Below are 26,413 nucleotides of genomic sequence, written 5' to 3'. Positions count from 1 at the left end.
CCGAGGCCCAGACTGCCGGGGCCGAGACGCCGCTCGCGGGGTTTTGCGTCCGCGCCGCGGCCGGGCTATTGAGTGAAGAAGGTGCGCGGGCATGACGCGCCGGACATGGGGGAAGCGATGCGAGTGATCGTTCTGGGCGCGGGCGTCATCGGAGTGACCACTTCCTATTACCTGGCGCGGCGCGGCGCCGAGGTGCTGGTGATCGACCGCCAGCGGGGGCCGGGCCTCGAGACCAGCTTCGCCAATGCGGGGGAGCTGTCTTACGGCATGAGCTCGCCCTGGGCGGCGCCGGGAATCCCGGTCAAGGCGCTGAAATGGCTGTTCATGCGCCACCGTCCGCTGTTCATCTGGCCGGTGTTCAACCCGCGCATGTGGCGCTGGATGGGGCGTATGGTGACCAACTGCACCGCGGCCGCCTACGAGCGCAACAAGAGCCGCATGGTGCGGGTCTCGCACTACAGCCGCGATGCGCTGATCGACCTTCTGGCCGAGGAGACGCTCGACTTCGACACCCGGGCGCAGGGCACGCTGCAACTGTTCCGCACCGAAAAGCAGGTCAAGTACTCGAAGGCCGACCAGGCGGTGCTGGACCGGTTCGATTCGCCCTACGAGGTGCTGGACCGCGACGGCTGCATTGCCGCCGAGCCGGGGCTGAGGCACGTGGCCGACAAGATCGTCGGAGGCTTGCGGCTGACCGCGGACCGGACCGGGGACTGCCGCATGTTCACCTCGGCACTGGCCGACCGGGCCGCCGAGCTGGGCGTGAGCTTCCGCTACAACGAGGTGATCAAGCGGCTGGAGGTCAAGGGCGACCGCATTGCCGGCGTGATCACCGACAAGGGGCGGGAGACGGCGGATGCGTTCGTGATCGCGCTGGGGCCCTACGCGCCGGTGCTGCTCAGGTCCATCGGCATCCGGGTGCCGATCTTCCCCGTGAAGGGCTATTCGATCACGCTGCCGGTGGTCGACGATTCCTCGGCGCCGCAATCGACGCTGATGGACGAGACGCACAAGGTGGCGATCACGCGGCTGGGTGAGCGCATCCGCGTGGCGGGGCAGGCCGAGCTGATCGGCTATAACACCAAGACCAGAAGGCACGCCTTCGACACCGTCAAGCACGTGATCACGGACCTGTTCCCCAGGGGCGGCGACGTGAGCCAGTCGCAGGGCTGGACCGGCCTGCGGCCGATGACGCCGGACGGCCCGCCGGTGCTGGGGCCGACGCGGTTCGCGAACCTGTTCCTCAACACCGGGCACGGGACGCTGGGCTGGACCATGTCCTGCGGCTCGTCCCGCGCGGTGGCCGACGTGGTGACGGGGGCCAAGCCGGAGATCGACCTCGACGGCCTCACCGTGGCGCGCTACGGGCAGTAGGGGCGGGCTTTGCTGTTCCAGGTTATCCGGGCTGCACGACTTTTGGTCCGGCTGCCCCGGCGATCGAGCCGGGGCTTCTCAGAGGCGGGAACGAGGCCCCGGCTCGGGGGCCGGGGCAGCGCGGATGGCGATCGCGGGCAGTGTGTGCGGCCCCCCTGACGCGAGGCGACGGCGAGGACAGTGGCAGCAACCATGAAGACGGCGAAGGAGAGGTCGGCGGACGGGGCAGATGGGACCTCGCCCTCCCGCATGATCGACGCGCGAATCAGCGAATTGGCCGACTGGCGGGGCGAGACGCTCGCGCGGGTCCGGGGTCTCGTCAGGGAGGCCGACCCGGACGTGGTCGAGACCTGGAAATGGCGCGGCGTTCCGGTGTGGGAGCACGCCGGGATCCTGTGCACCGGCGAGACCTACAAGGCGGTCGTGAAGCTGACCTTCGCCAGGGGCGCCTCGCTGCAGGACCCTGCGGAGCTGTTCAACGCCAGCCTCGAGGGCAGCACGCGGCGGGCCATCGATCTGCGCGAGGGCGACAGGATCGACGAGGCGGCGTACAAGGCGCTGATCCGCGCCGCCGTGGCGCTGAACATGTCCGTGGCCGCGCAGCGGCGGGGGAGGAAAGCCTAGACGCCCGCCCGCTACGCTGCCGCGGGGAGTGTGGCCAGCCAGGCCTCGATGGCAGCTTTGGCGCGGGCAGTGTAGGCGCGGGCGCGGTCGCGCTTGCCGCGCCGGCCCTTGGGCGGCTGGCCGAGCGGGGGGAACAGGCCGAAGTTCACGTTCATGGGCTGGAAGGTCTCGGCCTCGGCGCCGCCGGTGATGTGTCCGACAAGGGCGCCGAGCGCGGTCTCGGGCGGCGGCGGGGGCAGGGTGCGGCCCAGCCGCTCGGCCGCGGCCAGGCGGCCCGCCAGGATGCCCATGGCGCCCGATTCCACATAGCCCTCGACCCCGGTGATCTGGCCGGCGAAGCGCAGGCGGGGATCGGCCTTGAGCCGCATCTGGCCGTCGAGCAGGCGGGGCGAATTCAGGAAGGCGTTGCGGTGGATGCCGCCCAGGCGGGCAAAGCGCGCGTTCTCCAAGCCGGGAATCAGTGCGAAAACATCCGCTTGTGCGGCGTATTTCAGCTTCGTTTGGAAGCCGACCATGTTGTAGAGCGTGCCCAGCGCGTTCTCGCGGCGCAGCTGCACCACGGCGTGCGGCTTCTCGCCTGGCCGGTGCGGGTTAGTCAGGCCGACGGGCTTCATCGGGCCGTGGCGCAGGGTCTCGCGGCCGCGCTCGGCCATGACCTCGATGGGCAGGCAGCCCTCGAAATAGGGGGTGGAGCGCTCCCAGTCGTGAAACTCGGCCTTGGGCGCGGCGAGGAGCGCGTCGATGAAGCGGTCGTAGGCGTCGCGGCTCATCGGGCAGTTGAGATAGGCGGTGCGCTCGGCTTCCGTTTCGCCCTTGTCGTAGCGCGACTGGAACCAGGCCTGGCGCATGTCGATCGAGTCGGCATAGACGATCGGCGCGATGGCGTCGAAGAAGGCGAGCGAGGTCTCGCCGGTGAGCGCGCGGATCGCCTCGGCCAGCGCCGGCGAGGTGAGCGGGCCGGTGGCGATGATGACGCTGTCCCACGCGGCGGGCGGCAGCCCCGCGACCTCGCCGCGCGCGACGGTAATCAGCGGGTGGGCCTCGATCCGCGCCGTCACGGCGTCGGAGAAGACGTGGCGGTCCACGGCCAGCGCGCCGCCGGCGGGGATGGCGGCCGGCGCGGCGCAGGCCATCATGATCGAGCCCAGGCGCCGCATCTCCCAGTGCAGCAGGCCGACGGCGTTGGTCTCGTCGTCGTCGGAGCGGAACGAGTTGGAGCAGACCAGCTCGGCCAGGCCCGCGGTCTGGTGCGCCTCGGTCGGGCGCTCGGGGCGCATCTCGTGCAGGATCACCGGCACGCCCATGCCCGCCGCCGCCCAGGCGGCCTCGGACCCGGCCATGCCGCCGCCGATGACGTGGATGGGTTTCATGGGCGAGGGGATAGGGGCGGGCAGGGGCGGGGTCAAGATCAGGCCGCCACCGCCAGCCCCACCGCGTAGGCGATCACGGCGCAGATGCCGCCGAGCAGCACCGTCTCGCCGACCGCGCGGGTGGCCGTCTGGGCGGTGACGCGCCAGCGCAGGAGGCCGAGCAGCGTGAGCGCGCCGAAGGTGGCCAGGCACGAGTGGTAGAAGGTGGACGTGTCCGGGGCGCTCAGGAAATAGGGCACCAGCGGTATGGCGCCGAACAGAATGAAGGCGAGGAAGGTGGCCAGGGCGCCCAGCCCCGGGCTGTCGCCGCGCGGGTCGGGCATGCCGATCTCGTGCGCCATCATGAAGTCGGCGAGAAATTCCGGGTGGCGGGCATAGAGGTCGGCGAAGGCGGCGATGTCCGCGTCGGGAATGTCCTTGGCGCGCAGGATCTCGAAGATCTCGGCGCGCTCGGCCCGGGGCCGGTTGCGGATGGCGCGCAGCTCGTCGGCGCGGGCGGTGTGGTAGAGGTCGGCCTGGGCGCGGGCCGAGAGATAGGAGCCGAGCGCCATCGAGGTGGCGTCGGCGAACAGGTTCGCCAGCCCGAACAGGATCACGGCGATGGCGCCGATCTCGGCTGTGCCGGCAGCGCCGGCGCCGGCGAAGCCCGCTACCACGGCGAAGGTGGTGACGATGCCGTCATTGCCGCCGAACACGATCTCGCGCAGGAACTCGGAGAAGCGGCCAAGGTCGTGCTCGGTCTTCAGGTGCTCGCGGAATTCCTTGCTGAAGCCTGGCAAGCACGCCTCCTAGCTGGGCGCGAAACGCGCCTCCATCTCGCGCCGGGCGCGGGGCGCGGGGCGCTCCGGGTCGATCGCCACGGCATCCCATGTCACGACCTCACCCGCCTTGATCGAGCGCAACAGCTCGACGCCGTGCGCAAGCCCGATGGGCAGCGCGCCCCTGGCCAGCGAGTCGGCGGCGGGCGCGAGCTTGCCCCACACGCAAAAGCCGCCCTCGCCGTCGAGAGTCTCGCCTTGGGCGAGGTCGCGCTTGGCCACGGCCATCACGTCGCCCCTGAAGGCGCGGGCCTGGCCGGTGGGCTCGCCCCTGAGCGCGGCGTTGAGCACCGAGACGCCGAGCTCGAGCCCAATCAGGTGGCAGGGGCGGTAAAGCGCGGCGTAGCGCCCGGTGGAGTCGGTCTTGAGCCCGTACTGGCGGAAACAGGCGGCGGCGTAGTCGGTCGGCGCCTCGACCACCACATAGACGCCCCAGCGCAGGTCGCGGAAAACCGGGCGGCCGTCGCGCTCGTCGCAGGCGACGACCTCGGTGGTGCCGGGCGCCTCGAGGCGGCCGCCGGCCGATTTCGGGCGCAGGACGTGGGGCAGGTCGTCGACGCCGCAGGGCGGGAAGGCGAGCCCATCGCTGGGCGGCCTGAGGCCGCAGGCGTTCGAGACCGCGGCCATCTCGATGGCCGACTTGGTGCCGTCCATGAACGAGGTGAACATCTGCGCGTTCATGCCGGCGGCCTTGGCCTGCTCGGCGGTCAGGCCGTAGTGGTTCCAGACCTGAGACGGCGTGAGCTGGTGATAGCCGGGCAGGTATTTCGTGCCCTTGCCGGCGGCGACGACGCGAAAGCCGGTGGCGCGGGCCCAGTCGACCAGCTCGGCGATCAGGGCGGGCTGGTCGCCATAGGCCATGGAGCACACGACCCCGGCGGCGCGCGCTTCCTCGGCCAGGAGCGGGCCGGCGAGCACGTCGGCCTCGACATTGACCATGACGATGTGCTTGCCGCCGGCGATGGCGGCACGGGCGTGGCCGATGCCAGCCTCGGGGTGGCCGGTGGCGTCTATGACCACGTCCACGTCTTCGCGGGCGGCCAGCGCCTTGCCGTCCTCGATCAGCGCGGTGCGGGCGATGCGCTCGGCGTCCCAGCCCACGGTGCGCATGGCGTCGCGGGCGCGCTGGGGCGAGAGGTCGGCGATGGCGGCGACCTCGAGCCCCGGCGTGGTGGGCACCTGGGCGAGGAACATGGAGCCGAACTTGCCGGCGCCGATCAGGCCGGCGCGGACCGGGCGGCCGGCCTCGGCGCGGGCGCGCAGCAGGGTGGAGAGGTTCATGGGCGACTCCGTCGCTGAATGGATCGCGCGCAGCCTAGAAGGGCGCCGGGCGGGATTGAAGGGGCGCCGGCCGCGTTGGGCCGAGAGATCACGGAGCGGATGGGTGGCGCGGGCTGGCGCGAAGATACGGTCCGGCGCGACTGAGGGATGCGCAGCGGGCGGCGAAGCATTACATTGTGGGCGGCAAGGGAGGACGGCATGAAAGTTGGCGACAGGCACTGGCGGCCGATCTGGCTGGAGGACGACGGCCGCACGGTTGGCATCATCGACCAGACCAGGCTGCCCTTCGCCTTCGAGACGGCGCGGCTGGCCGGCATGGCCGACGCGGCGCACGCGATCCGCGCCATGCTGGTGCGCGGCGCGCCGCTGATCGGGGCGACGGCGGCCTATGGCGTGGCGCTGGCGATGCGCGAGGACGCCTCCGACGCGGGGCTCGCCCGGGCCTATGAGCGCCTGTTCGAGACGCGGCCAACCGCGATCAACCTGAAATGGGCGCTGGACGACATGCGCCAGCGGCTGTTGCCGCTGAGGCCCGCCGAGCGGGTCGAGGCGGCCTATGCGCGGGCGGCAGAGATCGTCGAGGAGGACGTGGAGATCAACCGGCGCATCGGCGCGCACGGGCTGGAGCTGATCCGCGAGATCGCCGCCGCCAAGGACGGGCCGGTGAACGTGCTGACCCACTGCAATGCCGGCTGGCTGGCGACCTGCGACTGGGGCACGGCGACGGCACCGATCTACCAGGCGCATGACGCAGGCCTGCCGGTGCATGTCTGGGTCGACGAGACCCGGCCCAGGAACCAGGGCGGCCACCTCACGGCCTGGGAGCTGAGCAACCACGGCGTGCCGCACACGGTGATCGTGGACAATGCCGGGGGGCTGCTGATGCAGAAGGGCCAGGTGGACATCTGCTTCGTCGGCACCGACCGGACCACGGCCACCGGCGATGTGTGCAACAAGATCGGCACCTATCTGAAGGCGCTGGCGGCGCACGACAACGGCGTGCCGTTCTATGTCTGCCTGCCTTCGCCGACCATCGACTGGTCGGTGCGCGACGGCGTGGCCGAGATTCCCATCGAGGAGCGCGCGGGCGAAGAGGTGACCGAGGTCACCGGCCTGAACGCCGCGGGCGAGGTGGAGCGCGTGCGCGTGGTCTCGCCGGGCTCGGGCGCGGCCAATCCCAGCTTCGACGGCACCCCAGCGCGGCTGGTCAGCGGGCTGGTGACCGAGCGGGGCGTGGCCGGGGCCTCGGAGGTTGGCCTGGCGGCGCTGTTCCCGGAGCGGGCGACGGCGTGAGCGTGCCCGGGCGGCGGGCTACCGCGTAAACCCCGGATATAGGCGCCGGCGCGGAGCGCATTTTACAACCTGCGGCCAATTGCTTGGCGGGTCACGGCATCCCAGGTGCGTGGCCCGGCGGGGGCCCGGTCGCATGTCTTCGAGCGGCATACGGGGCCGCCGCACGCACCGGCAACACCGGGTCGAACCCGGGGGCGAATCCGGGGGCGAATCCGGGGGCGAATCCGGGGGCGAATCCGGCACCACAGAGGCACAGGAGGCAAGGCCGCATGGAATCTCTCGCGCTTATCCACCCGATGATCGTGCATTTCCCGATCGTCCTGATCGTTCTGCTCATGCTCGCGGACGGGGCCGCGTTGATGCGCGGCATTCCGCTGTCGGGGCGTGGCGGCTATGCGACCGTCTCGGCCGCGGTGGCGGTGCTGGCCGGGATCAGCGCGGTGGTGGCCGCGGTGTTCGGCAGCATCGCGGCGCAAATCGCCATGAGCCGGGGAATCCCCGAGTCGGTGATCGAGACGCACGAGACGCTGGGCACCACCACGGCCATCGCCATCGGCAGCTGGGCGGTGATCCGGGCTGTCTTCTGGTGGCGCGGCACCGAGATCGCGGGCCGGCGCGTGCTGGGCGTCGCCGCCGTCGATCTGGCGATTTTCGCAATCGTGACTGCCACGGCCTATTTCGGCGGCCAGCTGGTCTATGACCACGGCGTCAACGTGATGGCCGCGACCGGGTAAGAAGGTCGCGGACGCAGTCCCCCGCCTGCTCCGGCTCCCCCCGGAGCGGGCGGGGGGCGTTTCCTTTTGCGCGCGGAGTCTATATCTCCATGTCGAGCAAGGCAGCAGGTGCGACATGGATGCCCCGACGACCCGCGACCTGAAGACCCCGTCCCGGCGCCACCCGGAGAAGGCGCACCGGGCCGACAACCCGAGCCCGGGCAAGCCCGCCTGGATCCGGGTCAAGGCGCCGAACTCGGCGGGCTATTTCCGCACGCGCAACGTCATCCAGGAGCACGGGCTGCATACCGTGTGCCAGGAGGCGGGCTGCCCCAATGTCGGCGAGTGCTGGGCGCAGGGCCACGCCACCATGATGATCATGGGCGAGGTTTGCACGCGCGGCTGCACGTTCTGCAACGTGGCCACCGGGCGCCCCGATACGCTGGACGCCTTCGAGCCCGGGCGCGTGGCGCAGGCGGTCGAGAAGCTGGGGCTGGCGCATGTGGTCATCACCTCGGTCGACCGCGACGACCTCGACGACGGCGGCGCCGAGCACTTCGCCCAGACCATCCGCGCCATCCGCCGGCGCTGCCCCGAGACCACCATCGAGGTGCTGACGCCGGACTTCCTGCGCTGCCCGGCCGCGGCGCTGGAGGCGGTGGTGGCGGCCAAGCCGGACGTGTTCAACCACAACCTCGAGACGGTGCCGGGGCTCTACCCGGAGGTGCGCCCCGGCGCGCGCTACTTCCACTCGCTGAGGCTTCTGCAGCGGGTGAAGGAGATCGACCCGGCGATGTTCACCAAGTCGGGCATCATGGTGGGGCTGGGCGAGGAGCGCAGCCAGGTGGGGCAGGTGATGGACGACCTGCGCTCGGCCGACGTGGATTTTCTGACCATCGGCCAATACCTGCAGCCGACGCGCAAGCACCACGCGGTGGCCTGCTTCGTGCCGCCCGAGGAGTTCGCCGGCTATGAGAAGACGGCGCGGTCGAAGGGCTTCCTGATGGTCTCGGCGTCGCCGCTGACGCGCTCGTCCTACCATGCGGGCGACGACTTCCGGCGGCTGCGCGAGGCGCGGCTGGCGAGGCTGGGGCCGGGCTGAGGCCGCGCCGTACGGCGGACCCCGCCCCGCTGACAGCGCCCCTAGTGAAGCGGGGCCATCGCGTTGTCCTGGTTGGCCAGCATGACGTACCAGGCGGTCGGGGCCGCGGCCTGCCAGCGCGTGAAGGTGCCGCCGAACCCGGTGCTGCCGGTATTGCTCGCCTGCCACAGGGCGCCCGAGCTCTGGAACAGCTTTTCGGCCTCGGTGCGGTAGGTGTCGGCGCTTTGGGGGTCGCCGGCGAACAGGAACGCCATGGCCTGCTGCAGGGTGCCCTCGGTCCAGACCGTGTCGCGGTCGTCGTTGAGGTCGAAGCCGGTCACGGTGTCGTGGCCATGATAGCGCCGGGTCGTCAGCGTGTAGTCCTCGACCCAGTAGGCGCCATTGGCATAGCCGGGGCCGAGCACCATGACGCCCAGCGCCTGCGCGTCGGTGACGATCATGGGGTCGTTCTTGCCGGTGAGGAACCGCTGGCCGTCCCAGCATTCGCGGACCAGGAAAGCGCCGATCGCGTCGGCCGCGTCCGCATAGGCCGCAACGCCGAACACCGCCGCGGCGCTCTTGAGCGCGGCATAGGCGGCGAGGTTGTTCTCGGTGCTCTTCCAGGTCACGCCTTCGTGGCCGAAGAGGCCGCCGTCGGTGTCCTGCTGGCTCAGGAGGTAATCGGCGATGCCGCGGGCAAGGCCGTCATAGGCGTCGTCTCCGCTGGCACGGCGATAGAGCGCCATGGCCTGCAGCAGATAGGCGTTGTGCCCGACCCCGGGCAGGCCATAGGCGTTGCCGCCGTCGCTGGTGCGGTAGCGGTGCAGGAAGGCGCCGCTGGCCTCGGGACCGATCACCGCGTAGGCGTGCAGGACCGCGGCCGCGGAGGCCAGGTCGCCGCTCGAGAGGAAGGCCATGACGGCCAGCGCGTTGTCGTAGGTGTAGGCATAGTCGGCCTTGTCCTCGACATAGGAGTCGACGAGGCCCACGGGCCCCATCCTGTCGTGCAGGAAGCCGAGCGCGGCCGCGACGCCGACCACCGTGGTGCCGCCGCCGTTTCCCTTGCCCCGCTTCGCCTGGGCCAGCCCCGGTGCGAGGGCGATGGCCGCCGCAACCAAAAGTTTCATTAAAGTTTGCAATAGTTTGATCCCACTCCGTTTTCCCTGCTATCGACCCTATAGCACGGTGCGCGTGCGCTCAATCGACGCGGCGTCCTAATTTGGGGCAGTGGTGGCGGGCGAGCGGGCTCAGTCGAACTCCACCGCGCCGATGAAGGGCAGGTTGCGGTTCGACTGGGCGTAGTCGATGCCGTAGCCGACGACGAATTCGTCGGGAATCTCGAAGCCGATCCAGCGGGCGCGGATCTCGACCTCGCGGCGCGCGGGCTTGGACAGCAGCGCGCAGACCTCGAGCCGGGCGGGCTTGCGTGTGGCGAGCAGGCGCAGCACGTGCTTGAGCGTGTGGCCGGTGTCGACGATGTCCTCGACCACCAGCACGTCGCGCCCCTGGACGGGCGAGCGCAGGTCCTTGAAGATGCGCACCTCGCGCGAGCTCTCGGTGCCCGAGCCGTAGGAGGAGGCCTCGATGAAGTCCACCTCGACGGGCAGGTCGAGCCGGCGCACCAGGTCGGCGATGAAGACGAAGGAGCCGCGCAGGAGCCCGACCACGATCAGCTTCTCCGAGCCGGCGAAATGGGTGTTGATCTCGCCGGCGAGCTGGGCGACGCGGGCCGAGATGTCTTCGGCCGGGATCAGCGGGCGGATGCGGTAGGCATGCGTCACGGGCGGGCCTCGCGCTGGCGGCGGCTGCGGGGCAGGGTGCCCCGGCGGCGCGCCCCCGGCAAGCCCGGGCCGGTCACTCGCGCATCCATCTGGCGATCATCTCGTGCTGCACGCCGGCCTGGGCGCAGGTGCGGTAGAAGTTGATCAGCTCGCGGATCGGGCCCGACATGCGCTCGAAGCCCGAGACGAAGGCGACGAGGACGCCGACCGTGGCCTGGCCGTGGATGACGAGCCAGCCGCCCCAGACCAGCACCGCCAGCGGCGCCAGCGCGTTCATGAAGTTGAGCCCGCCCTTGAGCAGGAACTTCCAGGCGTGGAACAGGATGCGGTTCGAGAACACCCGGCGCAGCAGCCGGTTGGTGGGCGAATCGTCCCCGGCCTTGCCACCCGCCACCTGCTCGCTGAGCTCGCGCACCAGGCCGACCCGCTCGCCGGTCAGCTCGTTGAGCCGGTTCTGCATGATCGGCGTGAGGATCACCTGCGGCACCAGGAAGATCAGGCTGAGCCCGGCGATCTCGGGTTGCACGGTCAGCATGTAGCCGATGACGCCGAGCAGGATGGCGGTGTTGGCGCAGGCACGGCTGGGCCCCTGGCCGACGAAGCCCCCGAGCCGCTCGATCTCGGCGCCGATGATCTCGACGGCCTTGCCGGGCTCGATGCGGCCGTTGGCGGCGAGCCGCTTGCGATGCAGGGCGAGAACGTGGTGGCGGGTGTAGATGGTCGCGCTCTCGCTCAGCCAGCCCTGGTAGAAGCCCAGCGCGAACTTGGCCAGCCGGTGCAGCACCAGCACGCCGGCGTAGATCGCGCCGAGGACGAGCAGCAGCCGCGTGTCCTGCTTGGCGATGGCGTCGTCGATCAGGCGCCGTTGCAGCTCGATCGGGGCGAACTGGAGCACCGCGACGACCACGGCCAGCGTGCAGGCCACGGGCTGGTGCCAGCCGGTCATCCGGCGCATGTAGCCCCACAGGCTGCGCGCCGGCGTGTCGTCGCCGGTGCGCGGGACCTTATGCGGGGGCAGCTCGGAAAGGCGGTCGACGATCATGCGGCAAGGGTCCTTCCCCGGGAAGAACACCGCCACCTAGTGCGAATCGAGCAATTCCGCCAGTGCGTTTGGGGCAGTGACCATGGCGTCGTGGCCGGTGGCGAGCTCGGTGACCGGCCAGCCGAGCTCGCGCGCGCGCGCGAGCGCTCCCTCGAGCGGGCCGTAGACCGGGTCCTTGCACAGCACGTACTCGGCCGGCAGGCCGTTGCCCGGCGGGCCGGCGAAGGTCTGCCCGGTGGTGAAGCTGCGCAGCGGGTGCGGCGTCAGGCGCGCGGTGAGCCAGGCGGCGTCGCGCGCCTCGGTCACGCCGAAGGCGGCGGCGGGGGGCGCGGGGATCGACACCCCGCCGCTGCTGGCCTCGGCCAGGCGCAGACGCTCGGCGACGATCCTGCGCGGCAGCGAGTCGAAGGGCGCGCGGCCGCTCTCGGGCACCTGGGCGTCGAGATAGACCAGACGCGCGATGCGGCCGGGCATCTGGTCGGCGGCACCGGTGATGGCGTGGCCGGCGAAGCTGTGGCCGACGAGGATCGCGTCGGCCAGGTCCTCCCACTGCAGGTGGTTCACCAGATCCATCGTCATCAGCGCGAGGTCGATGTCGGGCGACATCAGGTGGGCGCGCTCGCCCAGGCCGGTGAGCGTGGGCGTGGTGACGCGGTGCCCGCGCGCGCGCAACAGCGGCGCGACGCGTCCCCAGCACCAGCCGCCATGCCAGGCGCCATGCACCAGCACGAAGGTCTTGGGGGGTCGGGTCATCGCGCCTCGCTCGCGCCGCCGGCGGGGGGCCAAGGGTGACCGGATCGCGCGCCCCGCGTCAATGCAGATCGCCGTGAGGGCTTGCGCAGCGGGGCCTGTGCCATGCTAAGCACGGGCCAAGGGAGCGAAATCGGGACACACACAGGAAACCGCCGCCAGATGCCAACTCATGCCGAGGTCCGCCGCGTGCCCTATACGCCCGGCGAGATGTACGCGCTGGTCGCCGACGTCTCCTCCTATCCCGAGTTCCTGCCCTGGTGCAGCGGCGCGCGGATCCGCTCGCGCAAGCCGCAGGGGGACGGGACCGAGATCGTGGAGGCCGATCTCGTGGTCTCGTTCAAGGTGTTCCGCGAGCGCTTCGGAAGCCGGGTGACGCTGCGCCCCGACAAGAGCCGCATCGACGTGGCCTATCTGGAGGGGCCGTTCCGCTACCTCAACAATCACTGGCAGTTCAAGCCGGTGACCGAGGGGGTCTGCGACGTCCACTTCTTCATCGACTTCGAGTTCCGCTCGCGCACGCTGCAGGCGGTGATCGGTCTGGTGTTCAACGAGGCGGTCAAGCGCATGGTGCGCGCCTTCGAACACCGCGCCGAGCAGCTCTATGGCAGGCGCGAGCTGCCGCCCGACGTGGAGCCCAAACGCATCGTGCAGAGCTGAGCGCGACGCTCAGTCCCCGGCCGCGGCACGCAGCATCTCGAGCGCCTTGACGACCGAGGCCCGGCGCACGGCATCGCGGCCGATGGCGCCGAAAGCGACGCGCAGATGCGCCACGGCGCCGTTGCGCTGCGCGCAGGCGAAATGCACCAGGCCCTCGGGCTTCCCGGCGGTGCCGCCGCCCGGGCCGGCGATGCCCGTGATGGCCACGGCGAGGTCGGCGGGCGAATGCGCCAGCGCGCCCTCGGCCATGGCGCGGGCCACGGGCTCGGAGACGGCGCCGTGGGTCTCGATCAGGTTGGCGGGCACGCCCAGGCAGTCGGTCTTGGCCGCGTTGGCATAGGTGACGAAGCCGCGCTCGACCACCGCCGAGGAGCCCGGGATGTCGGTCAGCGCCGCGATCACCATGCCGCCGGTGCAGCTCTCGGCGGTGGCAATGGTCAGGCCGCGCAGCTCGCAATGGCGCAAGAGCTCGGCGGCGAGCCGGCGCGTCTCGTCAAAGCCAGCCATGCGCGAAGCCCGCGGCGACGAGGGATATGATGGCCGTCAGGATCCCGGCCACGATGTCGTCGAGCATGACGCCGAGCGCACCGGGGGCGCGCTCGCACCAGCTCACCGGAGGCGGCTTGACGATGTCGAAGAAGCGAAACAGCAGGAATCCGAGCACCCAGCCCGGCCAGGGCCAGACATACCAGGCGGCGCCGACGATCGTCAGGCCGGCGGACAGCGGCCACAGGGCGATCAGCATGCCGACGACCTCGTCGATGACGACCTCGGAGGGGTCGTCGTCGGCGGCGGGAACGAAGGCGCTGTCCCCGGAGTCCCATTCCAGCTCGACCGCGTCGCCCGGGGCGGTCCCGCGCTCGGCGAGCATCTGCGCGGTGGCCACGTAGCCCACCACGGCGAGGGCCACCGTGGCCGGCGCCACCAGCCAGAAGCCGGCGATCGCGTTCAGCCCCCAGGCGAGCGGGATCGTCGCCACGGACGCCCAGGTGCCGGGTGCGCCGGGCAGGCGGCCGAGTCCGAAGACGGTGGCAAAACGGTCGGGCATCAGGCGGCCTCCCCTGCGGTTGCGACGGTCGGCACGGCAATGGTGGCGGTGGCCAGCGCCGCCATGCCCTCCTCGCGGCCGATGAAGCCCAGGCGCTCCATGGTGGTGGCCTTCACCGAGACGCGGGCCGGGTCGATGCCCAGCTCGGCGGCGATCCCCGCCCGCATGGCGGCGGCGTGCGGTGCGATCTTCGGGCGCTCGCACAGCAGCATGACGTCGAGGTTGACGATGCGCCCGCCCAGCGCGGCCACGCGCTCGCCCGCGTGGCTGAGGAAGATACGGCTCTCGGCACCCTTCCATTGGGGGTCCGACGGGGGGAAGTGGGTGCCGATGTCGCCGTCGGCGATGGCGCCGTAGAGCGCGTCGGCCAGCGCGTGCAGGCCCACATCGGCGTCCGAGTGGCCCTCGAGCGCGCGGTCGTGGGGGATGCGCACGCCACACAGCGTGACGTGGTCGCCCGGCGCGAAGCGATGGACATCGAAGCCCTGGCCGGTGCGGGTCTCAGTCATCTCTGCCTCCCGGGTCAGGAGCCGTTCGGAACGGGCGAGGTCACCCGTGGTGGTGATCTTGAAGTTCTCCGGCTCGCCCGCAACCAGGCGGACCCGGTGGCCCGCGCGGCGGAATACCTCGGCATCGTCCAGCGCCGCAGGGCCGCCGGCACGGTGCGCGGCGAGAAGCGGGGCGAAGGGGAAGGCCTGGGGCGTCTGGGCGCGCCACAGGCCGGCGCGGGGAACCGGGCTGTCGGCATGGCCGTCGGATTCGCGCCACAGCGCGTCCGCGACGGGCAGTGCGGCGATGGCGCCGTCGCCCGCACGGGCTGCCGCAGCGAGCGCGGCAAAGAGGGCCGGCGAGGCGAAGGGCCGGGCCGCGTCGTGGACCAGGACGACCTCGGGGGCCGCCTGCTCAAGCGCCTCGAGTGCGAGCCGCACCGTGTCGGCGCGCTCGGCCCCGCCGAGGATGGGGGGCAGCAGGCGCGGGTCGGACAGGGGGGCCACGGCCTCGGCATAGAGCGCCTCGGCGCCGGGCGCGATGGCCGCGACCACGGCATCGATCTCGGTGGCCGACAAGGCATTGCGCAGCGTGCGGGTGAGCACCATCTCGCCGCCCGCGCGCCGGTATTGCTTCGGCACCGGGCCGCCGAGGCGTGTGCCCCGGCCGGCGGCGACGATGATCACGGCTGTTCGCACAGGCGCCTCCCTCTTCTGCGGGTTCTAGTGGCGGGCCTTGCACGGGGCAAGGGCCGGCGCTATTTCGGGTGTCTGCTCACGGCTTGGGCATCTGCGGGCCGCGTGGCGATTTGGCAGACAAAATCTTTTGCATGGCCGGGGGGTGCGGCGTGACCGCTGCGCGCGACTTCGAACTGATCTGGAACAGCCTTCCGAACCCGGCGCTGGTGGTGGATGGTGCGGACAAGATCGTGGCGGTGAACGGCGCAGGCGAGAACTTCCTCGCCGCCTCGGAACGCCACCTGCGCGGCCACGGGTTGCCGGCGATGGCCGGCGAGGGCAGCCGGCTGGTGGACCTCGTCGCCCAGGCGCGGCGCCAGCGCGTGAACATGGCCGAATACGGGGTCGAGCTGTCCTGGCCAGGGCTTCCGACGCGGCTGGTGGACCTGCACGCCGCGCCGATGGGCGAGGGCGAGGCCGGCGCGGTGGTGCTGATCCACCCGCGCGCCATCGTCGAGACCATGGACCGCTCGCTTACGCATCGCAGCGCCGCACGCTCGGTGGCGGGCATGGCGCAGATGCTGGCGCACGAGATCAAGAATCCGCTGGCCGGGATCTCGGGCGCGGCGCAGCTTCTGCAGATGGGGGCCTCGGAGGAGGAGCGCGAGCTCACCGGGCTAATCCGCGACGAGGTCGAGCGGATCGGCGCCCTGGTGGCGCGCGTGGAGCAGTTCGGCGAGATCGTCCCGGGCCGCTTCCAGCCGGTCAACATCCACGATGTGCTCGACCGCGCCTGCCGCTCGGCCAAGGCAGGATTCGCCGGCCACGCCCGGTTCATCCAGGACTACGACCCCTCGCTGCCGCCGACCATGGGCGATGCGGACCAGCTGATCCAGGTGGTGCTGAACCTGCTGAAGAACGCCGCCGAGGCGGTGCCGCAGGTGGGCGGGATCATCACGGTCAGGACCGCCTATCATGCAGGCATGAAGGTGGCCACGCCCGCCGGGCGGCGCGAGAGCCTGCCCTTGCAGGTCACCGTGGCCGACAACGGCGGCGGTGTGCCCGAAGACATGCTGCCGCATATCTTCGATCCCTTCGTCACCACCAAGGGCAGTGGCGGCGGGCTGGGCCTGGCGCTGGTCTCGAAGATCGTCTCGGACCATGGCGGCGTGATCTCGTGCGAGTCCCAGCCCGGCGCCACCCGGTTCCGGCTGCTGCTGCCGATGGCGGCGGAGGCGAGCGCCGAACCGGCCGGCGACTCCGAGGAGGACGCCGCATGAGCGAGGCGGGGCAGAGCGAGGCGGCGCGCAGCGCGGTCCCTTCGGGCGCAACGGTGCTGCTGGCCGATGACGACCGCTCGATCCGCATGGTGCTGAGCCAGGCGCTGGGCCGGGCGGGTTGCCGGGTGAGGGCGACCGGCTCGGCCTCGGAGCTGTGGCGCATGGTCGAGCAGGGCGAGGGGGACCTGGTGCTCACCGACGTGCACATGCCCGACGGCGATGCGCTCGACCTGCTGCCCGCGATCCGCCGGCGCCGGCCCGATCTGCCGGTGATCGTGATGAGCGCGCAGACCACCGTCCTGACCGCGATCCGGGCAGCCGAGGTGGGCGCCTACGAGTACCTGCCCAAGCCCTTCGACCTCGAGGAGCTGCTCGATTTCGTGCAGAAGGCGCTGAGGCGCCAGGCGAAGGTCAGGGAGGACGCGCCCGCTCCGGCCGAGCCGCGCGACGAGAACCTGCCGCTGATCGGCCGCTCGCCGGCCATGCAGGAGGTCTACCGGGTGATGGCCCGGCTGATGCATACCGACCTGACCGTGATGATCGCCGGCGAGAGCGGCACCGGCAAGGAGCTGGTGGCGCGTGCGCTGCACAATTTCGGCAAGCGCGCGCGCGGGCCCTTCGTGGCGATCAATATGGCCGCGATCCCGCGCGAGTTGATCGAGTCCGAGCTGTTCGGCCACGAGAAGGGCGCCTTCACCGGCGCGACCGAGCGCGGCATCGGCCGGTTCGAGCAGGCGCAGGGGGGCACGCTGTTCCTCGACGAGATCGGCGACATGCCGGCCGAGGCGCAGACACGGCTTCTGCGCGTGCTGCAGGAGGGGGAGTACACCACCGTCGGCGGGCGCACGACACGGCGCGCCGACGTGCGCATCATCGCCGCCACGCATCAGGACCTGCGCCAGCTGATCAATGTCGGCCGGTTCCGCGAGGACCTTTACTACCGCATCAACGTCGTGCCGGTGCGCCTGCCGCCGCTGCGCGAGCGGCTCGACGACATTCCCGACCTGGCGCGCCACTTCCTGCGCCTGGCGGAGAAGGAGGGCCTGCCGCGCAAGACGCTCTCGGCCGAAGGCATCGCCCGGCTGAAGGAGCATGCCTGGCCGGGCAACGTGCGCGAGCTGGAGAACGTGATGCGGCGGCTCGCGGTGCTCTGCCCGGACGACCAGATTACGGCCGAGGAGATCGAGGCGGAGCTGCGCGCGGCCAGCGGCAGGGATCCGGCTGGCATCGAGGCGGCCGAAGCCGGGCGCACATTGGGCGCGGCGGTGGAGCTCCACCTCAAGCGCTATTTCCGCATGCACGGCGACAGCCTGCCGCCGCCCGGCCTGCACGATCGGGTGCTGCGCGAGGTGGAGCTGCCGCTGATCGCGCTGACGCTCTCGGCGGTGCGCGGCAACCAGGTGAAGGCGGCGGAACTTCTCGGGATCAACCGCAATACGCTGCGAAAGCGCATCAGGGAGCTTGACATTCCGGTCACACGTGGCAAGAAACTGATGTAGTTTCGCAACACAAACGACAATCGCCCTCCAGCGGGCGAGGAACGCACGAGGCAGTGTGACCGATCTGGGCGCGATTTCCGGCCCGGCGGCCGGATCCGGAAACGGCCCGGGCGCGAGCCAGGACAACGGACGGGACTCCGGGGCTCAGACGCCTCGCGGAAACCGCGGGGGCAGGGGCCGCCGCCGTTCGCGCTGGCTCGGACGCAGGCTGATCTTCGGACTGGTCTTCCTGGGCCCCGTGCTGGCTGCCGCGAACTCCGCGGTGCTGGGCTTCGGCGCGGAGGGAGAGCGCAGCTCGCCCTATCTCAAGGTCGTCCTGCTCATCGATCTGGTCTATTTCCTGATCCTGACGGCGCTGATCGGACTGAAGATCAGCGAGCTGGTGATCGCGCGGCGGCGCAAGTCGGCCGGCTCCAAGTTGCACCTTCGCCTCACCGGCGTCTTCGCGGCGGTGGCGCTGTTGCCCACGATCCTGGTCGCCGTCTTCGCCACGGTGACGGTGAACTTCGGCATCGAGAGCTGGTTTTCCGAACAGGTCGGCAGCGTCGTGCGCAACTCGCTGGCAACGGCGCAGGCCTACGAGCGCGAGCACCGGCGCAACATCACGGCCGATGTCCTGGCCATGGCCAACGACCTGAACCGCGCCGCCGAGCACGGCATCAACGGCGAACAGCTCTCCATGCTGGTGCAGAAGCAGGCGCTGCTGCGCGAGCTGCCCGAGGCCTATGTGTTCTCGTCGCAAAAGGAGATCCTGGCGCGGGGCGAGTACAGCTATCTGTTCAAGTTCGAGCCGCCAACACCCGAGCAGATGGACCGCGCGCGCGCGGGCGAGGTCGTCGTCATCCCGGACGCGAAGAACAACGAGATCCGGGCCCTGGTCTACCTGACCAATTTCTTCGACGCCTATCTCTACGTCACCCGCAACGTGCAGGGCGACGTGCTGAAGCTTCTGGACAAGACGCGCAACACCGTTCAGCTCTACGACCGGCTCGAGCGCGAGCGCAACGGCATCCTGTTCAGCTTCGCCGTGATCTATCTGGGTTTCGCCATGCTGGTGATCCTGGCCGCGATCCTGCTGGGGCTGTGGTTCGCCGAGCATCTGGCCAAGCCAGTGGGCCGGCTGACCCAGGCCGCCGAGAGCATCGGCGCGGGCAATCTCGACGTGCGCGTCAAGGAGCCCAAGAGCGACGACGAGATCACCCGTCTGAGCCAGATCTTCAATCGCATGGCCGAGCAGCTGAAGCGGCAGCGCAACGCGCTGGTCTCGGCCAAGGAGGACTCCGAGATGCGCCGCCACTTCATCGAGGCGGTGCTGGCCGGGGTCTCGGCGGGCGTGATCGGCTTCGACGCTAGGGGGCGGGTGGACCTGGTGAACGAGGCGGCCGCCGAGATGCTGCGCGTGGGGGCGCACGAGGCGCTGGGCCGGCCGATCGAGGAGGTCGCGCCGGCCTTCCTGGCGCTGGTCGAGGCGGCGCGCGGCGCGCCCTCGGGCATCGCCAAGGGGGCCGTGACGGCAGCGCTGGGCGGCGAGCGGCGTGAGTTCCTGGGCCGCGTCGCGCCGAAATCGCCTGACGCGCCCGAGGAAGGGCACGTGCTGACCTTCGACGACATCACGGCGCTGGCCTCGGCGCAGCGCGCCGCGGCCTGGGGCGACGTGGCGCGGCGCGTGGCGCACGAGATCAAGAACCCGCTGACGCCGATCCAGCTGTCGGCCGACCGGCTGAGGCGCAAGTTCGTCTCGCGCATGGGCGAGGACGGCACCGGGTTCGAGCAGTATCTCGACGTGATCACCCGGCAGGCCGGGGAGATCCGGCGCATGGTGGATGCTTTCTCGCGACTGGCCAAGATGCCCGAGCCGGTGATGGCCGACGAGGACATCGGGGCGCTTCTGCGCGACGCGGTGCTGCTGCAGCAGGAAGGGCAGAACGACATCGCCTACGAGGTCGACATCCCCGAGGCGCCGGTGACGGTGCAGTGCGACCGGGGGCTGATCGGGCAATGCCTGACCAACCTGTTGCAAAATGCCGCGGACGCGATCGAGAGCCGCAGAGAGATGGAGGAGGCCGCGGCGCCCGCCGGGCGCATCCGCGTCGGGCTTAGCAACGGGCGCCGGTTCCTGCGCGTCACCATCACCGACAACGGGCTGGGCCTGCCGGCCGAGGATCGTGATCGATTAACCGAGCCTTACGTGACCAAGCGCCAGAAAGGGACCGGACTGGGCCTGGCCATCGTCAAGAAGATCGTCGAGCAGCACGGAGGAGAGCTGGTGCTGGGCGATGCGCCGGCCTCCTCCGGGCTGGACGGCGCGGAGGCGATCTTGAAGCTGCCAAAGCCGGCGGGACGACCGGTGAAAAAAACATCCGGCAAGCATGCGCAATACGCGTGAAGGAGGGATGAGGACACATGGCCGACATACTGATCGTCGATGACGAAGAGGACATACGAAATCTGATCGGCGACGTGCTGACGGACGAGGGGCACGAGCCCCGCAGCGCCCAGGACGCGGACAGTGCCTTCGCGGCGATCGAGCGCACGCCCCCGGACCTGATCATCCTCGACATCTGGCTGCAGGGCAGCCGCATGGACGGGATCGAGATCCTCAAGAGCGTCAAGCGCGACAACCCCGGCATTCCGGTCGTCATCATCTCGGGCCACGGCAACATCGAGGTTGCGGTCGCGGCGGTGCAGCAGGGCGCCTACGACTTCATCGAGAAGCCGTTCAACATGGACCAGCTGCTGGTCGTGGTGCAGCGCGCGCTGGAGGCCGGACGGCTGAGGCGCGAGAACGCGCGGCTGAAGGCGGCCGAGCAGCAGGCCGGCCACCTGGCCGGCTCCTCGCCGATCATGAACGCGCTCAGGAACAAGTTGCAGCGCGTGGCGCGCGGCGGCAGCCGGGTTCTGCTGACCGGCGGACCCGGCACCGGCAAGGAGGTGGCGGCGCGCTTCATCCACCAGCATTCTGACCGGAGCGACAAGCCCTTCGTCGTGGTCAACGCCGCCTCGATCGAGGCGGACCGAATGGAAGAGACGCTGTTCGGCCGCGAGTTCGCGGACCGGCCGCCTCTGCCCGGCGTCTTCGAGCGCGCGCACGGCGGCACCCTGTTCATCGACGAGGTGGGCGACATGCCCTATGGCACGCAGTCGAAGATCCTGCGCGTGCTGGTGGACCAGGCCTTCTCGCGGCTGGGCGGGACGTCGACGGTCAGGGTCGACGTGCGCGTGATCAGCGCCTCGAACCGCGACCTCCAGCGCGAGATCCGCGAGGGGCGGTTTCGCGAGGACCTCTACCACCGGCTCAACGTGGTGCCGATCGAGGTGCCCCCGCTCGACCGGCGGCGCGAGGACATCCCCGAGCTGGCCAATTACTTCCTCGAGATGTTCGCCAGCGAGCAGGGCCTGCCGCGGCGCAGGCTCAAGGACTGCGCGGTTGCCGCGCTGCAGACGCGCGAGTGGCCCGGCAATGTGCGCCAGCTGCGAAACCTGATGGAGCAGGTGCTGATTCTGGGCGGCGACGGAGCGGTCATCGAGGCCGAGGAACTGCCCGGGACCGCCGGGCCGAACGGCTCGGATGCCGGACTCGCCGGAATCATGGGCATGGTCGCCAGCCTGCCGTTGCGCGACGCACGCGAGCTGTTCGAGCGCGAGTATCTGATCGCCCAGATCAACCGGTTCGGCGGCAACATCTCGCGCACCGCGAGCTTCGTTGGCATGGAGCGCTCGGCCCTGCACCGCAAGCTCAAGATGCTCGGCGTCATGACCACCTCGCGCGGGGGGGCGCGCGTCGCCGTGATCGACGCGCAGGACGGCGAGCAGGAGATGGCCGAGGCGGACGATCTGAATTGACCCCGCGCCGGTGGGCCTCATAGTCTGGGCCGCCGTGGCGGCCACTGGAGTCCGGCCGGCGAGGGAGTGATCCATGAAGGTCATCGTGTGCGGTGCCGGGCAGGTCGGCTCGCAGATTGCCCGTCACCTGTCGGACGAGGGCAACGCCGTCACCGTCGTCGACAACAACCCGCAGCTGGTGCGCAACGTGACCGACGCGTTCGACGTGACCGGCGTGGTGGGATTCGCCTCGCACCCCGACGTGCTGGCGCGTGCGGGCGCGCACGACACCGACATGCTGATCGCCGCGACCTCGATGGACGAGGTCAACATGGTTGCCTGCGAGGTGGCGCATTCGCTGTTCGAGGTCCCGACCAAGATCGCCCGCATTCGCACCGACAGCTATCTGGAGCCCGAGTGGAGCGACCTGTTCAGCCGCGACCATCTGCCCATCGACGTGGTGATCTCGCCCGAGGAGGAGGTGGCGCAGGTCACGCTGCGCCGGCTCGAGGCCACCGCCGCCTTCGACATCGAGCCCTTCCTCGGCGGCGCGGCGGAGTTCATCGGGCTGAAGCTGGACGAGGATTGCCCGGTCCTCGACACGCCGCTGCGCCAGCTCACCGAGCTGTTCTCGACGCTGCGCGCCATCGTGGTGGCGGTGCGTCGGGAGGGCAAGACCTGGGTGGCGCATGCCGACGACCAGCTTTTCGCCGGCGACGAGATCTACTGCATCACGGCGCGTGAGGACCGCAATCGCCTGATCGGAATCTTCGGGCGCGAGAATCTGGCGGCGGAGCGAATCGTCGTGGTCGGCGCCGGCAATGTCGGCCTGCGCGTGGCGCGGCGGATCGAGCAGGCCGCGAACATGCGCTGCAAGATCATCGAGCGCGACCGGACGCGGGCCGAGTTCGCCGCCGACCAGCTGCAGCGAACCATCGTGCTGAACGGCGATGCGTTGAGCCTGGACATCCTGGCCGAGGCCGGGATCGCCGAGGCGGACGCCATCGTGGCCCTGAGCAACGACGACCGCACGAACCTTTTGAGCTGCGCGCTGGCAGGGCAATCGGGCTGTCCGATCTCGATCGCGCTGTCCAACGATTCGACCTTCGAGCGCATCGCCGATCCGCTTGGCGTCAACGCCCTGATCAATCCGCGCGCGACCACCGTCTCGAGCATCCTGCGCCATGTCCGCCGCGGGCGGGTGCGCGCGGTCTATTCGGTCGGGCGCGGCGAGGGCGAGGTGATCGAGGCGCAGGTGATGGCGACCTCGCCGATCGCGGGCAAGCGGGTGCGCGACATCGCCTTCCCGCCCGGCGCGATCATCGGGGCCGTGCACAGCGAGGGCGAGCTGAAGCTGCCGACGGGCGACACCACGATCGGCGTCGGCGACGTCCTGGTGATGTTCGCCGTGCGCAGCGCCGTGCGCAAGGTCGAGCAGCTTTTCCGGGTCAGCCCCGAGTTCTTCTGACGGGAGGGGCGCATGAGCCTCTACCGGCTGCCGGTTTTCCCGCTGTGCCTGGGGCTTTGCTCCGCAGGCATGCTGGCGCCGGCGCTCTACGCGCTGGTCGAGGGCGACCCGGCGTCGGCCAGGACCTTCGTCTATGTGGCGATCTTCACCGGCTTCGCCGCGGCGACCATGGGTCTGGCGATGACGGGGCGGCGCACGGGCGGCGCGGCGCGCTCGGAGCTGATGCAGCTGGTCAGCATCTGGGCACTGGTGCCGCTGTTCGCCGCGGCGCCGCTTTGGCTGCGCACGCCCTTCGTCGGCCCGGGCGGGGCCTGGTTCGAGATGGTGAGCGCTTTCACCACCACCGGCGGCACGATCTATTCCGAGCCCGCCAAGGTGCCCGGCGCCATCCATCTGTGGCGCGGCATGATGGCCTGGTTCGGCGGGCTGGTGACGCTGGCCGCGGCGTTTGCCATCCTGGCGCCACGCAACTTGGGCGGCTTCGAGATCCCGCTCGGCGGCGGCCGGGGCGGCCTTCCGGTGGACCCGTCGTCCTCGAGTGCAAAGATGCTGCGCGAGGAGAGGCTGGCGCCTCTGGAGGCGCGCCTTGCCCGCGCGTTGCGCACCGTGCTGCCGGTCTACGCGATGCTGACGGCGGCGCTGGGATGCGTGTTCGCGGCGCTGGGGCAGGGCAACCTCGCCGCGGCCGTGCACGCCATGGCGATCGTCTCGACCAGCGGGGTCTCGCCGAATGCCCAGGGCCTGGCCGCGCAACCGAGCCTGCCCGCCGAGGTCGTGGCGGCGATCTTCATGGTGCTGGCCGCCACGCGGCTGACCTTCGCCGAGGCACGGCGGCCCGGCGACCTGGTGCGCTGGCACCGCGACCCGGAGCTGCGACTGATGGGGCTGCTGGTGGTCGTCGCGACCCTGGCGATGTTCCTGCGGCACTGGCTGGGTGCCCTGCAGGTCGCCAGCGTCGGCAAGGCGGCACAGGTGCTGCCCGCGCTGTGGGGCACCTTCTTCACCAGCCTGTCCTTCCTCACGACCACCGGGTTCAAGAGCGCCTGGTGGGACAGCGCCCACGACTGGAGCGGGCTGGCCAATCCCGGCGTGATCCTGCTCGGCCTGTGCGCCATCGGGGGCGGCGCGGCAACGACGGCGGGCGGGATCAAGCTGGTGCGGGCCTATGCGCTGATGCAGCACGGCGCGCGCGAGCTCGAACGGCTGGCCCAGCCTTACAGCGTGCTTGCGAGCGGCCAGCGGCTGCGCGGCATCATGCGCGAGGGCGCCTTCCTCGCCTGGGCCTCGATCATGCTCTACACCATCGCGATCTTCCTCGCCGTGGTCGCGCTCACGATCGCCGGCATGACCTTCGAGGACGGGCTGGTGGCGGCGATCTCGGCGATCTCCAACACCGGGCCGGCCTTCTCGCTGGTGGCGCCGGGGGACGTGGACTTCACGCGGCTGCACGGTCCCGAACGGACGATCCTGGGTGCGACCATGATTCTCGGACGCCTTGAAACCCTTGCCGTGATTTCCTTATTCGGATCTGAGACCTGGCCGCGCTTCCGGCGTCGAGAGAAAGTGCTGGAAAATCGGCCGCCAAACCCGCAGAGTCCGCCCGGTGCCTTCGGGAGAAGCCCGGCACCGCGCACGCTAAAGCGCGCAAGCGACGATAAAAAAAGCAGGCGATAGACATGGCCGCAGAGAACAAGCAGAACCTTCAGGACACATTCCTCAACCACATCAGGAAGCATAAGGTCCCTGTCACGGTGTTTTTGGTGAACGGCGTCAAGCTGCAGGGAGTGATTACCTGGTTCGACAACTTTTGCGTCTTGCTCCGCCGCGACGGGCAGTCGCAGCTCGTGTACAAGCACGCGATCTCGACGGTGATGCCGTCGCAGCCGGTCAGCCTCTACGAAGGAGGCGAGGACGGCTGAACGCGGCCGGCTGAGCACGACCGCCACAGCGGGGCGCAGGTGACGACTCGCGTCTACCTGATCCATCCTGCCGTCAAGGGGCCGGCCGCGGCCGACCCCTCGGACGCGCTCGCGGAGGCGAGCGCGCTGGTCGGCGCCATCGCGGTCGAGCTGGCCGGGCGCGAGGTCGCGCCGGTGGCGCGCGTGAACCCGGCGAGCTATCTGGGCGCCGGCAAGGTCGCGGCGCTGGCCCCGTCTCTGGCCGACCAGGCCATCGATGTGGTGGTCATGAACTGCGAGCTCAGCCCGATCCAGCAGCGCAATCTGGAGCGGGCCTGGAAGCTCAAGGTGCTCGATCGCACCGGCCTGATCCTCGAGATCTTCGGCGAACGGGCGCAGACGCGCGAGGGGGCGCTGCAGGTCGAGCTGGCCCACCTCACCTACCAGCGCAGCCGGCTGGTCCGCGCCTGGACGCATCTCGAGCGCCAGCGCGGCGCCACCGGCTTCATCGGCGGTCCGGGCGAGACCCAGATCGAGGCCGACCGGCGCATGCTGGACGAGCGCATCGCCCGGCTCAAGCGCCGCCTCGACAAGGTGGTGCAGACGCGCAAGCTGCAGCGCGGCGCGCGGCAGAAGGTGCCGCACCCTGTGGTGGCGCTGGTCGGCTATACCAATGCCGGCAAGTCCACCCTGTTCAACCGGCTGACCGCCGCCGGGGTGAAGGCCGACGACATGCTGTTCGCCACGCTCGACCCGACGATGCGGCGGATCAAGCTGCCCTCGGGGCGCACGGCGATCCTGTCCGACACGGTCGGCTTCATCTCGGACCTGCCCACCCAGCTCGTGGCCGCCTTCCGCGCCACGCTCGAGGAGGTGCTGGAGGCCGACCTGATCGTGCATGTGCGCAACATCGCCCACCCGCGAGCCGAGGAGCAGGCCGGCGATGTCATGGCCGTGCTGCGCGAGCTGGGCGTCGGGGAGCCGCGGCTCGACCAGATGATCGAGTTTCGCAACAAGCTCGACCTTCTCGGCCCGGAGGAGCGCCAGGCCGCGGCGAACGCCGCCGCGCGCGAGGCGGACGCGATTCTCGCCTCGGCGGCGACCGGCGAGGGCTGCGACCGGCTTCTTGTTGAGATCGAGGCGCGGCTGTTCCCGCGACGCATGCTGTTCTCGCTGCGCGTCGGCCACGACGAGGGCCGCGCCGTCTCGTGGCTCTACGATCACGGCGAGGTGCGCGAGCGCGAGGACGGCGCCGCCGGTGTCGACATCACCGTGGAGATGACCGAGAAGGAATTCTTCCAGTTCCGCAAGGAGTTCGGGGTGAATGCCGCCGAGGTGCGGCGCACCGCGCTGGCGGCGCAGTAGCGACCGCCTCAGCCCGCAAGCTCGGCCTCGAGCGCGGCGCGCACGCTGTGAGGCGGGGCCACGCTGCGGCGCGTGGCCAT

The 26,413-nt window shown here is 70.5% G+C and carries 24 protein-coding genes; 14 read left to right on the top strand and 10 right to left on the bottom strand.

The features are described from left to right. Positions 1–117 precede the first annotated feature (117 nt). A complete protein-coding gene (locus tag AC32QD_RS04065; RefSeq protein WP_492009204.1) occupies positions 118–1,374 on the top strand; it encodes a D-amino acid dehydrogenase in 1,257 nt (418 codons plus the stop codon). Between the two features lie 249 nt (positions 1,375–1,623). Beyond that, complete coding sequence (locus tag AC32QD_RS04060) at positions 1,624–1,998, top strand: DUF1801 domain-containing protein (RefSeq protein ID WP_492009203.1); 375 nt, start codon at positions 1,624–1,626, stop codon at positions 1,996–1,998. Between the two features lie 11 nt (positions 1,999–2,009). Here the strand turns inward: AC32QD_RS04060 and trmFO are convergent, their stop codons facing one another. The 3 genes from trmFO to AC32QD_RS04045 are packed head-to-tail and all read right to left on the bottom strand — an operon-like array spanning position 2,010 to position 5,467. After that, positions 2,010–3,368 (bottom strand): methylenetetrahydrofolate--tRNA-(uracil(54)-C(5))-methyltransferase (FADH(2)-oxidizing) TrmFO, encoded by a 1,359-nt coding sequence (gene trmFO / locus AC32QD_RS04055; protein ID WP_492009202.1) that lies wholly within the window; start codon positions 3,366–3,368, stop codon positions 2,010–2,012. A gap of 38 nt (positions 3,369–3,406) precedes the next feature. Continuing rightward, a complete protein-coding gene (locus tag AC32QD_RS04050) occupies positions 3,407–4,147 on the bottom strand; it encodes a VIT1/CCC1 transporter family protein (RefSeq protein WP_492009201.1) in 741 nt (246 codons plus the stop codon). Positions 4,148–4,156: 9 nt separating this feature from the next. Then, positions 4,157–5,467: an NAD(P)H-dependent oxidoreductase gene (locus AC32QD_RS04045; RefSeq protein ID WP_492009200.1), complete on the bottom strand. Its 1,311-nt coding sequence runs from the start codon at positions 5,465–5,467 to the stop codon at positions 4,157–4,159. Between the two features lie 198 nt (positions 5,468–5,665). Here AC32QD_RS04045 and mtnA point away from each other — a divergent pair, with 198 nt between their 5' ends. The 3 genes from mtnA (at position 5,666) to lipA (ending at position 8,575) form a co-directional block, all read left to right on the top strand. Beyond that, positions 5,666–6,760: an S-methyl-5-thioribose-1-phosphate isomerase gene (gene mtnA, locus AC32QD_RS04040; RefSeq protein ID WP_492009199.1), complete on the top strand. Its 1,095-nt coding sequence runs from the start codon at positions 5,666–5,668 to the stop codon at positions 6,758–6,760. A 269-nt stretch (positions 6,761–7,029) separates the two neighbouring features. Next, positions 7,030–7,494, top strand: a complete 465-nt coding sequence (locus AC32QD_RS04035) for a DUF2231 domain-containing protein (RefSeq protein ID WP_492009198.1) — start codon at positions 7,030–7,032, stop codon at positions 7,492–7,494. Between the two features lie 115 nt (positions 7,495–7,609). Next, complete coding sequence (gene lipA / locus AC32QD_RS04030; protein ID WP_492009197.1) at positions 7,610–8,575, top strand: lipoyl synthase; 966 nt, start codon at positions 7,610–7,612, stop codon at positions 8,573–8,575. A gap of 41 nt (positions 8,576–8,616) precedes the next feature. On the opposite strand, the gene AC32QD_RS04025 is transcribed toward lipA, so the two are convergent. The 4 genes from AC32QD_RS04025 to AC32QD_RS04010 all read right to left on the bottom strand — a co-directional run bounded on the left by AC32QD_RS04025 (position 8,617) and on the right by AC32QD_RS04010 (position 12,130). After that, a complete protein-coding gene (locus AC32QD_RS04025) occupies positions 8,617–9,681 on the bottom strand; it encodes a hypothetical protein (RefSeq protein WP_492009196.1) in 1,065 nt (354 codons plus the stop codon). A 120-nt stretch (positions 9,682–9,801) separates the two neighbouring features. After that, positions 9,802–10,335 (bottom strand): hypoxanthine phosphoribosyltransferase, encoded by a 534-nt coding sequence (gene hpt / locus AC32QD_RS04020; RefSeq protein ID WP_492009195.1) that lies wholly within the window; start codon positions 10,333–10,335, stop codon positions 9,802–9,804. A gap of 73 nt (positions 10,336–10,408) precedes the next feature. Then, a complete protein-coding gene (locus AC32QD_RS04015; RefSeq protein ID WP_492009194.1) occupies positions 10,409–11,377 on the bottom strand; it encodes an ABC transporter transmembrane domain-containing protein in 969 nt (322 codons plus the stop codon). A gap of 36 nt (positions 11,378–11,413) precedes the next feature. Next, complete coding sequence (locus tag AC32QD_RS04010; RefSeq protein ID WP_492009193.1) at positions 11,414–12,130, bottom strand: alpha/beta fold hydrolase; 717 nt, start codon at positions 12,128–12,130, stop codon at positions 11,414–11,416. Between the two features lie 159 nt (positions 12,131–12,289). Here AC32QD_RS04010 and AC32QD_RS04005 point away from each other — a divergent pair, with 159 nt between their 5' ends. After that, positions 12,290–12,787 (top strand): type II toxin-antitoxin system RatA family toxin, encoded by a 498-nt coding sequence (locus AC32QD_RS04005; RefSeq protein WP_492009192.1) that lies wholly within the window; start codon positions 12,290–12,292, stop codon positions 12,785–12,787. A gap of 9 nt (positions 12,788–12,796) precedes the next feature. Here AC32QD_RS04005 and AC32QD_RS04000 read toward each other — a convergent pair whose 3' ends face one another. Genes AC32QD_RS04000 through AC32QD_RS03990 form a run of 3 tightly spaced genes read right to left on the bottom strand, consistent with a single transcriptional unit; the run spans position 12,797 to position 15,022 of the window. Then, positions 12,797–13,294 carry a CinA family protein gene (locus AC32QD_RS04000; protein WP_492009191.1) on the bottom strand — a complete coding sequence of 166 codons (498 nt, stop codon included), beginning with the start codon at positions 13,292–13,294 and terminating at the stop codon, positions 12,797–12,799. Beyond that, entirely contained in the window at positions 13,281–13,835 is a 555-nt protein-coding gene (locus AC32QD_RS03995; protein ID WP_492009190.1) for a phosphatidylglycerophosphatase A family protein, read from the bottom strand. Before AC32QD_RS03995 ends, AC32QD_RS04000 begins: the two co-directional genes overlap by 14 nt. After that, on the bottom strand, positions 13,835–15,022 hold the full coding sequence (locus AC32QD_RS03990; protein WP_492009189.1) for a bifunctional 2-C-methyl-D-erythritol 4-phosphate cytidylyltransferase/2-C-methyl-D-erythritol 2,4-cyclodiphosphate synthase: 1,188 nt from the start codon (positions 15,020–15,022) through the stop codon (positions 13,835–13,837). The genes AC32QD_RS03995 and AC32QD_RS03990 overlap by 1 nt, the downstream gene beginning before the upstream one ends. A gap of 149 nt (positions 15,023–15,171) precedes the next feature. Here AC32QD_RS03990 and AC32QD_RS03985 point away from each other — a divergent pair, with 149 nt between their 5' ends. The 8 genes from AC32QD_RS03985 (at position 15,172) to hflX (ending at position 26,333) form a co-directional block, all read left to right on the top strand. Beyond that, the gene (locus AC32QD_RS03985) at positions 15,172–16,281 is read left to right on the top strand and encodes a two-component system sensor histidine kinase NtrB (protein WP_492009188.1); all 1,110 of its coding nucleotides are present in this window, start codon (positions 15,172–15,174) and stop codon (positions 16,279–16,281) included. After that, positions 16,278–17,780 carry a nitrogen regulation protein NR(I) gene (gene ntrC, locus AC32QD_RS03980; RefSeq protein ID WP_492009187.1) on the top strand — a complete coding sequence of 501 codons (1,503 nt, stop codon included), beginning with the start codon at positions 16,278–16,280 and terminating at the stop codon, positions 17,778–17,780. The genes AC32QD_RS03985 and ntrC overlap by 4 nt, the downstream gene beginning before the upstream one ends. A 238-nt stretch (positions 17,781–18,018) precedes the next feature. Then, on the top strand, positions 18,019–20,166 hold the full coding sequence (locus tag AC32QD_RS03975; RefSeq protein WP_492009186.1) for a sensor histidine kinase NtrY-like: 2,148 nt from the start codon (positions 18,019–18,021) through the stop codon (positions 20,164–20,166). A 17-nt stretch (positions 20,167–20,183) separates the two neighbouring features. Continuing rightward, positions 20,184–21,623 carry a nitrogen assimilation response regulator NtrX gene (ntrX, locus tag AC32QD_RS03970; protein ID WP_492009185.1) on the top strand — a complete coding sequence of 480 codons (1,440 nt, stop codon included), beginning with the start codon at positions 20,184–20,186 and terminating at the stop codon, positions 21,621–21,623. Between the two features lie 73 nt (positions 21,624–21,696). Next, on the top strand, positions 21,697–23,070 hold the full coding sequence (gene trkA, locus AC32QD_RS03965; RefSeq protein WP_492009184.1) for a Trk system potassium transporter TrkA: 1,374 nt from the start codon (positions 21,697–21,699) through the stop codon (positions 23,068–23,070). A 12-nt stretch (positions 23,071–23,082) separates the two neighbouring features. Further along, positions 23,083–24,744: a TrkH family potassium uptake protein gene (locus AC32QD_RS03960; RefSeq protein WP_492009183.1), complete on the top strand. Its 1,662-nt coding sequence runs from the start codon at positions 23,083–23,085 to the stop codon at positions 24,742–24,744. A 2-nt stretch (positions 24,745–24,746) separates the two neighbouring features. Further along, positions 24,747–24,989 (top strand): RNA chaperone Hfq, encoded by a 243-nt coding sequence (gene hfq / locus AC32QD_RS03955; RefSeq protein WP_492009182.1) that lies wholly within the window; start codon positions 24,747–24,749, stop codon positions 24,987–24,989. 39 nt (positions 24,990–25,028) lie between these two features. Beyond that, complete coding sequence (hflX, locus tag AC32QD_RS03950; protein WP_492009181.1) at positions 25,029–26,333, top strand: GTPase HflX; 1,305 nt, start codon at positions 25,029–25,031, stop codon at positions 26,331–26,333. The last annotated feature ends 80 nt before the right edge of the window (positions 26,334–26,413 follow it).

It is taken from the genome of Thermohalobaculum sp., assembly GCF_058622915.1.
Note: the sequence above shows the minus strand (reverse complement) of the source record. Positions and strands in the feature narration are given on the sequence as shown.